Here is a 13891-nt window from a genome sequence, read left to right on the forward strand (position 1 = left end):
GGCTCAGCGTCCGCGCACGTGATTCCACTGCGTGATGACCTCCGAGCCGTGCTCGAAGCCGAGCTCGCTGACGGCCGAAGTGCCGAGGACGAAGTACCGCCCGCCCGCCGCCGTGAGGCCGAGCCAGGTGCCCGCGAGAGCGCGAAGGAAGTGGGAGTGCGAGAAGAGCAGAACCTGCTGACCGGCACGCACGCGGGGCCGGAGATCGGTGAGCAGGGACTGTGCGCGCTCGGTGACCTGCTCCACGGTCTCTCCCGGGGTGGCCCCCGCGGGGGCCCCGGCCTGCCAGATCGTCCACGGGCGGCCGAGTTGCTCGATGATCTCGGGGGTCGTCAGGCCCTCGTAGGCGCCGTAGTCCCACTCGACCAGGCGCGGCTCGTGCCGCGCGTCGCCGTAGCCCGCGCGCTCGGCGGTTTCGACCGCCCGCTGGAGGGGGCTGGTGAGCACGAGGTCGTATCGACGCGTGGCGAGAAGAGTCCCGGCGAGCTCGGCCTTGTACGCACCGGTCTCGGTCAGGGGGATGTCGGTGAGCCCGGTGTGCTTGCCGGTCCGACTCCATTCGGTCTCGCCGTGCCTCACGAGCACGATGCGCCCGTCGGGCTCGGTCAACTCTTCGTCTTTCACCGTCTCATCCTCCCGCGTCGCCGTGGTCGCGCATTCCGAAACGGACGAAGGGCCGGTCGGGAAATCCCGACCGGCCCTTTCCTGCACCAGAGTGTCCTGCAATCACATGTCGGTAGCTGCCACAGCAAAACAACTACCGTGCGTGCACTCTATAACGGTGAGATAACGGAGTGGAAGAGGGGTTGGGACGTTCTTTTCTCTTTCATAGGTTCCGGGTGGCGGAGGGGGCTTCTCCCCATGCCCTGTGTTTCGCGATCTCTCCCCCGCGGCCCGCCCGACGACCCGTGAATGTCGGAGGTCGTCGCTAGCATGCACACATGTTCTCGTCGACGCCCTCTCCCGCTGACTCCGCGGGATCGAGCGTGCGCGAGGCGCTGGTGGCCGAGGCCCTCGCCGCCGATGCCGCGCTCGCCGCGGCCGAGGCCCGGCGCACGCGGGCCTACGCCGCTCTCGGCCAGTACGGCCTGACGCGCGCCCCGGAGCACAGGGCGTCCGTGCGCGCGTCCGACATGGCGATGCGAGAGATCGCGTCCGAGGTGGCCGCGGTGGCGCACCTCTCCGACCGCACCGTGCAGACGCACATCGGTCGGGCGCTGCAACTCGTCGACGACTACCCCGCTGTCGTCGACGCCTGGGAGGCGGGCGCTCTCACTCGAGCCCACGTGCGGATCGTGCTGGATGCCGGGGCCGCCCTGCCCGAGGATCGGCGTCCGGAGTTCGGCCCCCTCGCGGCCGGGTGGGCCGCCCAGCTCAGCCCGGGGCGGCTGCGTTCGCGGTTGGCCGCGCTCGCCGAGAAGCTGCACCCGACGACGCTGACCGAGAGGCGCCAGCGGGGCCGCGAGACGCGGTGCGTCCGGGTCGTGCCGGGCGTGGACGGCATGTCCGACCTCATCGCGACTCTTCCCACGGTGCTCGCGGTGGGCATCTACGACCGGCTGACGCTGCAGAGCCGCGCGGTGATCGATGCGCGGACCGTCGGCGGGCCGGACCCGCAGGTAGACCGCACGACCGCCGAACCTGTTCAGGGCCAGGGAGCGACGGCATCCGCCGCCGACGAACGCACGACCGACCAGTTGCGCGCCGACATCCTGGCGGACCTTCTTCTGGCGGCGGCTCCCGTCGCCGATCCGACCCGCTCCGATGACGGTCCCGGCGTGCTCGGGGCGATCCGTGCTCGCGTGCAGGTCGTCGTGCCCGCCCTGGCCATGCTGCGGCCCGGCGACGAGAACCTCGACCCTGCGGAACTCGTCGGGCACGGTCCCATCGACGCCGAGACCGCTCGTGGCATCGCGGAATCCACGACCGTCCCCTGGGATCGCGTGGTCACCCACCCCGTGACGGGGGCCGTGCTGTTCACCGACACGTATCAGCGGTCCTCCGCCATCGACCGGCATCTCCGCGCCCGCGACCGGCGTTGTCGGTGGCCCGGGTGTGCTGTCCCCGCCGTCCGGTGCGAGGTCGATCACACGGTCGACTGGGCCTTGGGTGGCGCGACTCGCGTCGACAATCTCGCCCACCTGTGCCAGCGGCACCACTCGCAGAAACAGTTCACCCGGTGGAAGGTGAGGCAGAGAGCCGGCGGCATCCTGGAATGGACGTCTCCGTCCGGTCGTGTCTACGCGGACGAGCCGCTGCCCTACGCTCCCGCCGTGCGCTTCCTGCCCGATGATCCGTCGCCGCCCGACGACGAGGCGGCCCCGTTCTGAGGGCCTCGCGATCCCGGGCCTCCACCCGCGGCCGGGTCAGACGGGGCCTGCGCGCTCGTCCGCGTCGTCGCGGGCCAGCGCGCGCGTCCACGCGAACGTCTCACGCCGGATGGTGTGGGTCACCCGCTGGCCCACCGATTCGCGAGCCGCCGCCCGCCTGGGAGAATGGGGCGGTGCCTCACGACATCCGCCTCATCGCCGTCGACATGGACGGCACCCTTCTCGACGGCGAGGGCAACATCCCCGACCCGCTCTGGAGCCTTCTGCCCCGGCTGGCGGAGCGCGGGGTGGCCTTCGTCCCCGCCTCGGGTCGGCAGCTCGCCACGTTGCAGCGATCGTTCGGCGAGGCCGCGGGCGAGATGACCTTCATCGCCGAGAACGGCGCGTACGTCGTCAGCGCGGGCGTCGAGGTCTCGTCCGACGCGATCGATCGCGAGGTCGTCGAGCGGGTCGTCCGTCACCTCCGCGATCTCGGTGAGCGGGGATACGACCTGGGGGTCGTGCTGTGCGGAAAGCGTTCGGCCTACATCGAGCGCACCGACGACGCCTTCCGCGCCGAAGCCGATACGTACTACGCGGCGCTCGAGGCGGTCGACGACATCCTCGAGGTCGACGACGACGTCCTGAAGATCGCGATCTACGACTTCGCCGTCGCCGAGCACAGCGTCGGTCGCGCGCTCGACGAGATCGCCGACACCCACCGCGTCGTGGTGTCGGGGCGTCACTGGGTCGACATCATGAACCTCCACGTCGACAAGGGCGCGGCCCTCGCGCGGCTGCAAGAGGCGCTCGACGTCGCGCCCGCGCAGACGGCCGCCTTCGGCGACTACCTCAACGACCTCGAGATGCTGGATGCCGCCGACTGGTCGTACGCGATGCGCGAGGCCCACCCCGAGGTCGTCGCTCGCGCGCGCTACCGCGCTCCCTCGAATCTCGATCACGGCGTCATCACGACGATCCGCGAACTGTTCCCCGAGTCGTAGGGCGAGCTCAGACGCCCGACGCGTCCAGCGCCGCCGCGAGATCGGCGATCAGGTCGTCGGGATCCTCCAGACCCACCGACAACCGCAGGTGCCCGTAGCGTCGGAACTCCTCCGGATACGTCACCGTCCGCGGTCCGTCCGCGGCGGTGTGCACGATGAGGCTGTCGTCGTGACCGAGAGAGAACCCCGAGGTGACGAGGCGGAGCTGACCGACCATGCGGTTCTGCGCGTCGGGTCCGCCGTCGACGGCGAACGCCATCATGCCGCCGTATCCCCGCCCGCCGAACTGGCGCCGCGCGGTCTCATGGCCCGGGTGCGAGGGCAGGCCCGGGTAGGCGACGAACGCCACCCGGGGGTCGGCCTCGAGGAACGCGGCGATCCGCTCCGCCGATGACAGGTGCTGGCGCAGGCGCAGGGGGAGCGTCACGGATCCACGTTCGATCATCCAGGCGTTGAAGGGCGAGATGACGCCGCCGACGTCGACCATCGCGTCGGCCTTGATCGGCTCTATCAGCTCCGACCGCCCGATCACCGCCCCGCCCATCGCATCGCCGTGACCGTTGATGTACTTCGTCAGCGAGTGCACGACCAGATCGGCACCGTCGGCGAGCGGTCGGTAGAACGGAGGCGGGGTGAAGGTGGAATCCACCATCAGCAGCGCTCCGGCCGCGTGCGCGATGTCCGCGATCGCGGCGACGTCCGTGACCTTGGTGGTCGGGTTCGCGATCGCCTCGACGCACACGAGCTTGGTGTCGGGCCGCATCGCCGCGCGGACGGCATCCGGATCCGAGATGTCGACGAAGGTGGCATGGATGCCGTAGCGGCGGGGGAGCAGCTCGCTCCAGAGCCGCCAGGTGGCCTCGTAGACGACGTCGCTCACCACGACGTGGTCGCCCGCGCTCACGTGCGTGAAGAACACCGCGTGGAGGGCGGCGACCCCGGAGGCGAGGGCGACGGCCTCTTCTCCGCCCTCGAGGGCGGCGAGCTTCTGCTCGAGGGCGAGCTGGTTGACGCCGGTGTTGCGGGTGTAGAGCCCGGGCGCGGTGGCCGACCAGCTGATCTCGCTCGGGTCGTCGGGGAGCTCGTAGGAGTTCGACATGACCAGCGGCGTGCGCAGAGCGCGGGTGCTGTCGAGCTGCTTGCCGCCGTGGACGGCGAGGCTCGCCTCGGCGAGCGTGTCGCTGTCGGTGCGGTCGGGGCGCTCTGCCATCTCGCCGTCCTTCCTCCGGCACCGGCTGGACCCGGTGCGCTCCATTCAGCGTAGCCAGCGGTCATCAACTACTCTGACGTGCGGTCGCCCGAACGCGCGGCCCTCGAGGACGAATGCGAGAACCCTCATGAACCGACCCTCGGGTCCCGCCGTCGACCGCGCCGAGTCGGGCGAGCCGAAGAGGCAGCTCCGCCGCGCGATGGACGCGCGCCACCTCGTCATGATCGCCCTCGGCGGCGTCATCGGGTCGGGTCTCTTCCTGAGCTCGGGTTACACGATCGCCCAGGCGGGTCCGCTCGGGGCCGTGCTCGCGTACCTGCTCGGCGCTTTCGTCGTGTGGCTCGTGATGGTGTGCCTCGGCGAGCTCGCGGTGACCTACCCCGTCTCGGGCTCGATCCATATTTACGCCGCGCGCACCATGGGGCCGGCGACGGGCTTCGCCACGGCGTGGCTGTACTGGCTGTGCTGGGTCGTCGCGCTGGGGTCGGAGTTCACGGCATCCGGGATCCTCATGCAGAGGTGGTTCCCGAACGTCGACGTGTGGGTGTGGTGCGTGGTCTTCGCCGCGGTGCTGTTCACCCTCAACGCCATCTCGGCGCGCGTGTTCGGTGAGACCGAGTTCTGGTTCGCCCTCATCAAGGTGCTCGCGATCGTCGCCCTCATCGTGCTGGGCGGCATGGCGATCTTCGGCTTCACCCCGCTCTCGTCCGAGCCGCACGAGGCGGTGCTGCTGAGCAACTTCGTCACGCCCGAGGGGCTTCTGCCCGCGGGTCTCGGCGGAGTGCTCATCACCTCGCTCGCCGTGTTCTACGCCTTCAGCGGTGCGGAGATCGTCGGTGTCGCCGCCGGTGAGACGAAGGACCCCGCCCGCAACATCCCCCGCGCGCTGCGCTCGACGGTGCTGCGTCTGCTCGTGCTCTTCGTCGGCTCGATCGTCGTGATCGCCGCGCTCCTGCCGTACGACGAGGCCGGCGTCAGCGAGAGCCCCTTCGTCGAGGTCTTCGACATCGTCGGGGTGCCCTACGCCGCCGACATCATGAACTTCGTCGTCATCACGGCCCTGCTCTCGGTGGGCAACAGCGGGCTGTACTCCTGCGCGCGCATGCTCTTCTCTCTCGCCGAGGAGGGATACGCGCCCCGCGCCTTCACGAAGCTCACGCGCCGCGGTATCCCGATGGTGGCGTTGCTGGTGAGCCTCGCGATCGGCCTCGTCTCGCTGATCACCAGCGTCGTCGCCGCCGAGACGGTGTACATCGTGCTCGTGTCGATCGCCGGCTTCGCGGCGGTGGCGGTGTGGATGGCGATCGTCGCTGCGCAGTTCTTTCACCGGCGCCAGTTCTTGCGCGAGGGAGGAGACCTCTCGACCCTCGCCTACCGCACGCCGATGTACCCGCTCGTGCCGATCCTCGCCTTCGTGCTGTTGACCGCGTCGATCGTGGCGATCGCGTTCGACCCGAACCAGGTCGCCGCCCTGTACTTCGGCATCCCGTTCGTGGGGCTCTGCTACCTGTTTTTCTGGCTGCGCTACGGCCGTAGGGGTACGGTTCCCGAGCGCCGCGATGAAGAGGCGCCGGTCGCCTGAACCGTGCGGTGTGTACACCGCGTCCAGCCCGCCGCCGCTCGCACGCCAGAGTGGCGGATGCCGAGAGCTCGTCGCCCGCAGTAGCGTCGCCGGAACATCGAGCACGCGGGAGGGCCCATGGAAACCGTCGACACTCTGGTCGTCGGGGCGGGGATCTCGGGACTCGCCGCCGCTCGTCTCCTCGCGCGGGGCGGGCGCCGGGTCGTCGTGCTCGAGGCGCGGGACCGGGTGGGTGGGCGCGTGTTCACCGATCGCTCCGGCGGCCACGTCACCGATCGCGGCGCATCGTGGATCCACGGCATCACCGACAGCCCCGTCGCGGCCGCGGCGCGAGCCTTCGGCATGCCGATGGTGGAGTTCACCGTCGGCGGGTATCAGCCCGACTCCCGCCCGTTGGCGTACTTCGACCCCCGGGGTCGGCGCCTCGACGTCGACGCGGTGGCGGGATACGCCGCAGACATCCGCGCGCTCAACGCGACGCTCACGCGCGTCATCGGCGACGCCGAGCCGGACGCGACCTACGCGGACGTCGTCGAGCGTGCTCTCGCTCTGCAGGACTGGGATGCCGAGCGTAAGGAGCGTGTGCGGGAGTACAACGACCGCCGCGCTCAGGAGCAGTACGGCATCGGCATGGCCGAGCTCGGTGCCCACGGTCTCGACGATGACACCGTCGACGGCGACGAGGTCGTCTTCCCCCGGGGCTATGACGAGCTCGCGACGAACCTCGCGGTGGGTCTCGACGTCCGTCTCGGTCACGTCGTGTCGCGCGTCGAGCGTTCGGCCGCCGGCGTCGTGGTCGACACGGACCGCGGGACGTTCGTGGCGAGGGAGGCCGTGGTCACGGTCCCCGTCGGCGTCTTGCACGCCGGAGGCCTGGTGATCGAGCCCCCTCTCCCGCAGCCGCATCGCCGGGCGCTCGGGCTGCTTCGGATGAACGCCTTCGAGAAGGTGGTGCTGCGCTTCGCCGAGCGATTCTGGGATGCCGGGGTCTACGGCATCCGTCAGCTCGGCGACGAGGGGGAGTGGTGGCACTCCTGGTACGACCTCGGGCGGCTTCACGACGAGCCCGCCCTGCTCACGTTCGCCGCGGGACCCGCCGCGGTGGCGACGCGCGAGTGGAGCGACGAGCGGATCATCGCGTCGACGATGGTCCAGCTGCGCCGCCTCTATGGCGACGGTGTTCCCGATCCGACGAGCGCGATCGTCACGCGTTGGCAGGACGACCCGTTCTCACGAGGGTCCTACGCGTACATGCTTCCCGGTTCGGTCGGCGCCGACCACGACGATCTCGCCGCCCCGGTCGACGGGGTGCTGCATCTCGCCGGCGAGGCGACGTGGGGTGACGACCCCGCCACCGTCCCCGGTGCGCTGCTCTCGGGACACCGGGCGGCGCAGAACGTTCTCGCTCGCGAGATCCCCGTCAGCGACCTGTGGGCGTGACTGCTCAGCGCGGCTCCGGCCCCGTCGCCACGGGCAGCTCGGGGTGGTTCGACCACTGGCTCCATGACCCGGCGAAGACCCGCGGCTCGAAGCCCGCGAGCGTCAGGGCGACCGCCTGGTGCGCCGCCGTCACGCCCGACCCGCAGTAGACGCCGACGCTCATGCCGTCTTCGGCCCCCAGCATCCGGAACCGCGAACGCAGGTCGTCGGGGGAGCGGAAGCGGCCGTCGCCGCCGACGTTCTCGGTGGTCGGGGCGCTCACCGCCCCGGGCACGTGTCCCGCGCGCGGGTCGATGGGTTCCACCTCGCCGCGATAGCGCTCGCCCGCCCGCGCGTCGAGCAGGAGGCCGTCCTCGGCGAAGGATGCCACCTCGTCGAGTGCGAGGGTGGGCAGGGCCCCGTAGGCCAGCGAGATCGAGCCGGGGACGGGAGTCGCGGCATCCCCCTTCTCGGTCTTATAGCCGGCGTCGGTCCACGCACGCAGAGCGCCGTCGAGCACACGCACATCGGTGAACCCCGCGTAGCGCAAAAGCCACCACGCCCGCGCGCTCGCCATGTTCTTGGCGTCGTCGTAGACCACGACGGTGTCACCGGCATCGATCCCCCAGCCGCGGGCTGTCGCCTGCAGGTGAATGAGCGGCGGGAGCGGATGCCGACCTTCGGTGACGGGAGCGTCATGGTCGGCAAGGTCGCGATCGAGAGCGACGTACTGCGCCCCCGGAACGTGGCCAGAGCGGTAGTCGGGCCGCCCGTCGGGGCGGTCCAGTCGCCAGCGCACGTCGAGCACCCGGACGGGGCCGCCGTCGGCGTAGCGGCCCGCGGACAGGGCGTCGTGCAGTTCTTCGGCGGTGGTGAGGATCGAGGCCATGCCCTCAGTCTGTCGCTCCGGCGGGTGCGGCGGCACCACCCGTGCGACCGTCGGCCACGCGTGCCCGGGCCCGGTCGTGTCGCGAGGCGACGGGCACGATCTCGGTCGCCCGCGGCAGACCCATCGGCGGGGTTGCGACGTAGATGGTCTCAGCGCGCTCGACCACGTGCGTCTCGTGCCAGATGCCGACCGCGCCGGGGTTCTTCCGCCCCCGCTGATTGAAACGCGTCCAGGCGGGCCGGTGCTCCTGGGCCGGCGCCGAGGCGTAGGCATAGAGCTTGTCGAGCGACGACCAGTACTGCACGAGGTAGGGACCCCGGGAGCCGAGCAGCATCGTGAAACCGAGGAGCCCGGAGTCGGGGTCGGTGCTCAGCTCGCGCAGCATCCTGGGCATGTCGGCCATCAGCGGCATCCACTGGTCGGGTCGCCACCACTTGTTGACCGTCATGCCGATGTGGAACACGACGAGTTCGCCGTCGTAGCGGTGGGTCGTTCGTCCCGGATTGATGGATGCCATGGCTCGTCCTCACTCGATAGTGTCGCTATCCAGTGTTAGATAGTCTTGCTATCGAGTCAAGGGGCGAGCGGTGCGGATTTCGGAACTATCGGCGACCAGCGGAGTACCCGTCGCCACCATCAAGTACTACCTGCGCGAGCGGCTGTTGCCCGAGGGTGAGCGCACCTCGCCGACGCAGGCGAGCTACGGAGCCTCGCACGTGCAGCGCCTCGGCGTCATCCGCGCGCTCGTCGACGCGGGCGTCGGGATCGCGGGGGTGCGCAAGGTGATCGGCGTGCTCGAAGAGCCGCCGGAGAATCCCTACGACCTGCTCGGCGCCGCCAATGCCGCCGTGACCCCGGTGGTCGACGGCGACCTCGACCTGACCGCGGCGACCGCGCTGCTCGAGCGCATGGGCGGATCACCCGTCGACTGTTTTCCCGACCAGCTCCGTGCCGTCGCCCAGGCTCTCGCGACGCTCGATCGCGCCGGGTTCACCGTGCCGCCGTCGGTGATGGACAGCTACGTCACGTATCTCGCCGCGATCGGCGAGGCGGAGCTCGCCGCGACACCCGAGACGTCGATGGACGACGCTGTGCGCTACGTCGTGCTCGGCACCGCACTCGTCGAGCCGCTCATTCTGGCCCTGCGGCGGGTCGGCGAGCAGATCGCGGCGTCGAGACGCTTCTCGGCGGAAGGCTAGGGGTTCGGATTCGACGTCGCGCCGTCGAGCCAGAGAGTGACGCTCTGGTCGCCGTGCGGCCCGCTGCGACCGGCGTGCTTATCGCGGATCTGCGGGCCTTTCGTGATCACGTGCACGAGGGCCATGCCGTGGCCGCGCCCGAGGTCGTAGTCGTCTTTCACCCACTCGAGGATCGGGGTCGCCTTCGTGCCCGGACCGAAACCGCGCTCTTCGGCGAGGGCGATGAACTGCCGCGGGGTGAGGCCCGTCTTGGTCTCGATGTTGTCGAGATACGCCTGGAAAGACATGGCCGCAGGCTAGCGCGCACCTCCGACGGGGGTCCAGGCGAGAGCGTGGATCGGCCTCGCCGGCCGTTGTACGGTCGAGGGATGGTCGTCACCGTGCATCGTTCCGCTGTCGCCGACATCGCCCCGCTCACGCTGTACCGCATCCTCTGGATGCGAGTGGCCGTGTTCGTGGTCGAGCAGGAGGCCGCTTACCCCGAGATCGACGGCCGCGACATCGAGCCCGGCGCCGAGCTGTTCTGGGCCGCCGACGGCGACGAGATCCTCGCGACGCTCCGCGTTCTCCGGGAGGCGGGGAACACGCGCATCGGCCGGGTCGCCACCGCTCCCGCGGCTCGAGGGCGCGGCATCGCCGCCGACCTCATGCGAGCGGCGATCGATCTCCTGGATGCCGAGGCTCCCGGCATCCCGATCCTGCTCGACGCTCAGGCGCACCTCGCGCCCTGGTACGGGCGGTTCGGCTTCGTCGTGTCAGGGGCCCCCTTCGCCGAGGACGGGATTCCCCACGTGCCGATGCGGCGCACCCTCCTCGCCGGCGAGCGCTGACCTAGAGCTGGATGCCGTTGTCCTCGTCGTTCACGCCGACGTTGCGTCCGCGGCTCGACTCGTAAGCGAGGAGCCACCCGACCGACACCGCGGCGGCGATGACGATTCCGAGCCAGATGTTCTGCCACACCAAGCCGAACAGCACCCCCAGGCCGAGCAGGAGCACGCTCCCGAGAACCCAGTACGTCCGTCCGCGAGGCCAGCCCGTTCCCGTCTGCGTCATGGGCTCAGCCTAGGGCTCACCGATCGCGGTGATCCTCGGGGTGCAGGCGCGGGCCGCGGCGCGGTTCGAGCGCTGAGCCGGCGTAGATCAGACGGATGACGCGCTGACGGTGCCCGGCGAACGGCTCGAGCAGCTCGAGCATGCCGTCGTCGTCGGTGCGATGCCCCGTGAGGGCGAAACCCACCTGATGGGAGAGATGGTAGTCGCCGACGCTCACGGCATCCGGATCGCCGAAGGCACGGATCCGCGTCTCGGCGCTCGTCCAGATGCCGACCCCGCGGAGGCTGATGAAGACGCGATCGCGGGCCTCGCCGTCGACGGCCGCCTCGGCGGCACGGACGATGGAGGCACCCCGGCGCGACGTCTCGACGATGGTGCGCGACTGCGGCGGCTCGAGACCCGCGCGATGCCAGGCCCACGAGGGGACGAGGCGCCACCCGTCGACGTCGGGAGGAGCGAACATCGGCCGAGGGGTCGGACCGGGAGCGCGCTCGCCGTACCAGGTGACGATGCTCCGCCAGGCGGAGAAGGCCTGCATGCTCGTGACCTTCTGCTCCATGATGGCGCTGACCAGCGCATCGAAGACGAGGTCGGTGCGGCCGATGCGGAGGTCGGGGTGCCGGCGATGCCACTCGGCGACGGACGGATGCCGCGACGCGTCGAAACCGTCGGGATCGTCGTCGCGACCGCACAGCGCGGGCAACTGGTCGAGAGCCCACTCGGCTCCCGGCCCCCACGCCGCGGCCTTGACCGCGCCGCCGACGCGCATGCGCAAGGCGAGGGTGGCGACCCCGAGGGGGGTGCGACTCACCCGCCAGACGACGCCGCCGGCCGAGAGCGGCTGCGAGGCGAAATACGTGGGGTCGTTCGCACCGTGACGCTGTGCCGCGACGGTACGGCCGATGTCGACCGGACGGGCGGGGCGATACTCCGATTCGATCGGATCGCCCGCGGGGGCGACCAATTCACGCGGCGCGTGATGCCCGCGAACCCCGATCGACCTCATGCCGACACCCTACGTCCGAGCGCCGACATCGCGGCATCCGGTCCCGCAGAATCCGCTCCCGCGGAGGGGGAAGAGGCGTCAGAACCGGTCGGGCGAGGGCGTGCCGTGTCCGTAGCGGATCGACACGTCGGCGTGGCGGTCGAAGCGGTACCCGACGCCGCGCACGGTGCGCACGATGTCCTCGTACACGCCGAGCTTCGCGCGCAGGCGCCGCACGTGCACGTCGATGGTGCGCTCGCCCGGGGCGTCATCGTCGGTCGAGCCCTCCCAGAGGGATGCCACCAGCTCGGTGCGCTCGATCGTGCGGCCTTCGCGCAGAACGAGGTACTGCAGCAGCTCGAACTCCTTGAACGTGAACGCAGCGGACTCGCCGTCGATGAGCACGCGCTTGCGCGAGATGTCGACCACGACGCCTCCCGGCGCGCGGTCCTCTTCGGCGGGCTCGTCCTTGGTGCGTGCGATCGCCGACGGCTCGTGCAGGGCGAGACGCACCACGTCCACGTCGCGGCCACCGGACCCGACCGGGGCGAGGGCGACCGTCGCGTAGGTCTCGGCGGCGGGGGCCAGCTCGCCGAGCGTGCGGCGGAGGGCTTCGACGAGAGTACCGAGGCTGACGCCGGCGGCGGCGGCCTTCGCCTCGTCGATGCCGACATAGAGGGCGAAGCCCCGCGGGGCGGTGGTGGCGGGGGCGACGGGGCGAGCCGCAGGGGCCGACGCTGCGGTCGCGTGGGGAGCGGCGTCGCGGGCGGCGGGACGGGCGGCGGCGGTGGAGGGGCGGTCGAGAACGGCGGAGATCGACATGAGGAGAGAATCCTTGGGTGTGTGAACCCGGGCGTCAACGAGAGCGGGGTTCGACGGGAGGGAGAGGCCGGAGGGCCGGAGTGCGGTGCCGGGATACGCGTGATCGACGCGGACGTCAGGCGGCCGGGGGACGACGTCGGTGTTCAGAAACCGAGGTGGTCCGAGCGAGGGTCGCTGTTAGCGGCACATTCGACAACACATCGCAACGCGGCCGGGCATCATCATGCCGGCAGTCCTGTTCGCCTCCCGGGCGGACAGAGAACGCGCATTGAGAGTCATGGGGGGATTATGACGCAGCGTGTCCGACCTCGTCAAATCGGCATGGATGCCGTCAGAGGTGCGCATCATGCTCAGTTTCGCGGCCACGCGGGCCGTCGCACCGTGCACTCTGCCGCGACGGAGCCCGTCCATCGAGGGCGGCGTAGCCTCTCCGTCATGGCCGACCTGCTTTTCGCCGACGACAAGACCGCGTCCCGCTACACGCTGCACGATGGAGACGACCTCGTCTCGGTCCTCGATTATCGCGACGACGGGCGCACGGTCGCCCTGACCCGCGCCTTCACCATCCCCACCTTCCGCGGACACGGGTACGCCGCCGTGATCACCGAGCGCGCGGTGGACGCGATCGAGGCGGCGGGCGACCGCGAGATCCTGCCCGTGTGCTGGTACGTGGGGGAGTGGTTCGAAGCCCACCCCGAGCGGGCGGCCATCCTGCACCAGCGACCCGCCTCCTGAACCGAGCGCCTACGCAGACCGCGTCCGGCCGTCAACCCCTGCCGGGTCCTCCGCCCGCACGACGAAGCTGGTCGGGTCGAAAGGGGAAGTCATGACAGACGACCGCGACCTGCCCGAGGGTGTCATCAACGCCGACCCTCCCGGTGGGTGGGAGAGCGGCGCCGTCGCCGACGGTGAGACCGCAGAGCAGAACGAGCACGCGAAGGGCTCGCCGCGCCTCAACGAAGCGGAGCCCTCGGACCCCATCGAGGGGGATGCCGCCAGCCAGGGCATCGACCCCGACCTGAGCACGGAGGACTGACATGACGGATGACACTCGGGCGCCCCAGCCCACCAGCGGCCCCGACGGGGGAGCAGACGCCGCGGACTCGGTCGGCGGCGCTGTGCACCGCGATCGCAAGATCTCGCGGCCCGACGAGCAGTCCGAACCGGCCATGGACACCCACCCGACCGACGACGAGGCCCGCATCGCCGGCGTCGTCGTCCAGACGCGCGCCGACGTCGGCGACAAGAGCGAGGAGCGCATCGCCGACGTGCTGCGTCAGCGTTTCCGCGACATCGGCCTCGACCTGGGCGACGACCGCATCCGCGCCCTGGCTGCGGAGGTCTCGGGCTCCTGATCCCTCGAGAACGCCCCGCCCCGGAAAGACCCGGCGGCGGGGCGTTTCCGTGGGACGAACCCGT

Annotated in this window: 17 protein-coding genes; 9 read left to right on the forward strand and 8 right to left on the reverse strand. The window is 70.6% G+C overall.

Annotated elements, in window-relative coordinates; all coding sequences use genetic code 11:
* Positions 1 to 3: 3 nt before the first annotated feature.
* Positions 4 to 624, reverse strand: a complete 621-nt coding sequence (locus QBE02_RS13325; RefSeq protein WP_279366162.1) for a histidine phosphatase family protein — start codon at positions 622 to 624, stop codon at positions 4 to 6.
* 317 nt (positions 625 to 941) lie between these two features.
* Between QBE02_RS13325 and QBE02_RS13330 the strand changes: the two genes are divergently transcribed.
* Both QBE02_RS13330 and QBE02_RS13335 read left to right on the forward strand, forming a co-directional pair.
* A complete protein-coding gene (locus tag QBE02_RS13330) occupies positions 942 to 2330 on the forward strand; it encodes an HNH endonuclease signature motif containing protein (RefSeq protein WP_279366163.1) in 1389 nt (462 codons plus the stop codon).
* A gap of 173 nt (positions 2331 to 2503) precedes the next feature.
* Complete coding sequence (locus QBE02_RS13335) at positions 2504 to 3313, forward strand: Cof-type HAD-IIB family hydrolase (protein ID WP_279366164.1); 810 nt, start codon at positions 2504 to 2506, stop codon at positions 3311 to 3313.
* A 7-nt stretch (positions 3314 to 3320) separates the two neighbouring features.
* On the opposite strand, the gene QBE02_RS13340 is transcribed toward QBE02_RS13335, so the two are convergent.
* Entirely contained in the window at positions 3321 to 4523 is a 1203-nt protein-coding gene (locus QBE02_RS13340; protein WP_279366165.1) for a trans-sulfuration enzyme family protein, read from the reverse strand.
* A gap of 127 nt (positions 4524 to 4650) precedes the next feature.
* Between QBE02_RS13340 and QBE02_RS13345 the strand changes: the two genes are divergently transcribed.
* Both QBE02_RS13345 and QBE02_RS13350 read left to right on the forward strand, forming a co-directional pair.
* Positions 4651 to 6105 (forward strand): amino acid permease, encoded by a 1455-nt coding sequence (locus QBE02_RS13345; protein WP_279366166.1) that lies wholly within the window; start codon positions 4651 to 4653, stop codon positions 6103 to 6105.
* A 117-nt stretch (positions 6106 to 6222) separates the two neighbouring features.
* Positions 6223 to 7545 carry a flavin monoamine oxidase family protein gene (locus QBE02_RS13350; RefSeq protein WP_279366167.1) on the forward strand — a complete coding sequence of 441 codons (1323 nt, stop codon included), beginning with the start codon at positions 6223 to 6225 and terminating at the stop codon, positions 7543 to 7545.
* A gap of 4 nt (positions 7546 to 7549) precedes the next feature.
* On the opposite strand, the gene QBE02_RS13355 is transcribed toward QBE02_RS13350, so the two are convergent.
* Together QBE02_RS13355 and QBE02_RS13360 are read right to left on the reverse strand one after the other, a co-directional pair.
* Positions 7550 to 8413 carry a sulfurtransferase gene (locus QBE02_RS13355; RefSeq protein WP_279366168.1) on the reverse strand — a complete coding sequence of 288 codons (864 nt, stop codon included), beginning with the start codon at positions 8411 to 8413 and terminating at the stop codon, positions 7550 to 7552.
* A gap of 4 nt (positions 8414 to 8417) precedes the next feature.
* Positions 8418 to 8930: a DUF4188 domain-containing protein gene (locus tag QBE02_RS13360; protein WP_279366169.1), complete on the reverse strand. Its 513-nt coding sequence runs from the start codon at positions 8928 to 8930 to the stop codon at positions 8418 to 8420.
* Positions 8931 to 9000: 70 nt separating this feature from the next.
* On the opposite strand from QBE02_RS13360, the gene QBE02_RS13365 reads away from it, so the two are divergent.
* Positions 9001 to 9612, forward strand: a complete 612-nt coding sequence (locus QBE02_RS13365; protein WP_279366170.1) for a MerR family transcriptional regulator — start codon at positions 9001 to 9003, stop codon at positions 9610 to 9612.
* Here the strand turns inward: QBE02_RS13365 and QBE02_RS13370 are convergent.
* Entirely contained in the window at positions 9609 to 9899 is a 291-nt protein-coding gene (locus QBE02_RS13370) for a DUF4287 domain-containing protein (protein WP_279366171.1), read from the reverse strand. The genes QBE02_RS13365 and QBE02_RS13370 overlap by 4 nt on opposite strands.
* Positions 9900 to 9980: 81 nt before the next feature.
* On the opposite strand from QBE02_RS13370, the gene QBE02_RS13375 reads away from it, so the two are divergent.
* Positions 9981 to 10442, forward strand: coding sequence for a GNAT family N-acetyltransferase (locus QBE02_RS13375; protein WP_279366172.1), 462 nt, complete (start codon positions 9981 to 9983; stop codon positions 10440 to 10442).
* Position 10443: 1 nt separating this feature from the next.
* On the opposite strand, the gene QBE02_RS13380 is transcribed toward QBE02_RS13375, so the two are convergent.
* From QBE02_RS13380 to QBE02_RS13390, 3 genes are all read right to left on the reverse strand, one after another.
* Positions 10444 to 10665, reverse strand: coding sequence for a hypothetical protein (locus QBE02_RS13380; protein ID WP_279366173.1), 222 nt, complete (start codon positions 10663 to 10665; stop codon positions 10444 to 10446).
* A 16-nt stretch (positions 10666 to 10681) separates the two neighbouring features.
* Positions 10682 to 11671 carry a DNA-3-methyladenine glycosylase family protein gene (locus QBE02_RS13385; protein ID WP_279366174.1) on the reverse strand — a complete coding sequence of 330 codons (990 nt, stop codon included), beginning with the start codon at positions 11669 to 11671 and terminating at the stop codon, positions 10682 to 10684.
* 78 nt (positions 11672 to 11749) lie between these two features.
* Positions 11750 to 12472 (reverse strand): winged helix-turn-helix domain-containing protein, encoded by a 723-nt coding sequence (locus QBE02_RS13390; protein ID WP_279366175.1) that lies wholly within the window; start codon positions 12470 to 12472, stop codon positions 11750 to 11752.
* A gap of 435 nt (positions 12473 to 12907) precedes the next feature.
* Between QBE02_RS13390 and QBE02_RS13395 the strand changes: the two genes are divergently transcribed.
* The 3 genes from QBE02_RS13395 to QBE02_RS13405 all read left to right on the forward strand — a co-directional run bounded on the left by QBE02_RS13395 (position 12908) and on the right by QBE02_RS13405 (position 13827).
* The gene (locus tag QBE02_RS13395; RefSeq protein ID WP_056224039.1) at positions 12908 to 13207 is read left to right on the forward strand and encodes a GNAT family N-acetyltransferase; all 300 of its coding nucleotides are present in this window, start codon (positions 12908 to 12910) and stop codon (positions 13205 to 13207) included.
* Between the two features lie 91 nt (positions 13208 to 13298).
* Positions 13299 to 13508: a hypothetical protein gene (locus QBE02_RS13400; RefSeq protein ID WP_279366176.1), complete on the forward strand. Its 210-nt coding sequence runs from the start codon at positions 13299 to 13301 to the stop codon at positions 13506 to 13508.
* Position 13509: 1 nt separating this feature from the next.
* Positions 13510 to 13827, forward strand: a complete 318-nt coding sequence (locus QBE02_RS13405; protein WP_056224034.1) for a hypothetical protein — start codon at positions 13510 to 13512, stop codon at positions 13825 to 13827.
* Positions 13828 to 13891 lie beyond the last annotated feature (64 nt).

Source organism: Microbacterium testaceum (assembly GCF_029761935.1).
Taxonomy (GTDB): domain Bacteria; phylum Actinomycetota; class Actinomycetes; order Actinomycetales; family Microbacteriaceae; genus Microbacterium; species Microbacterium testaceum_A.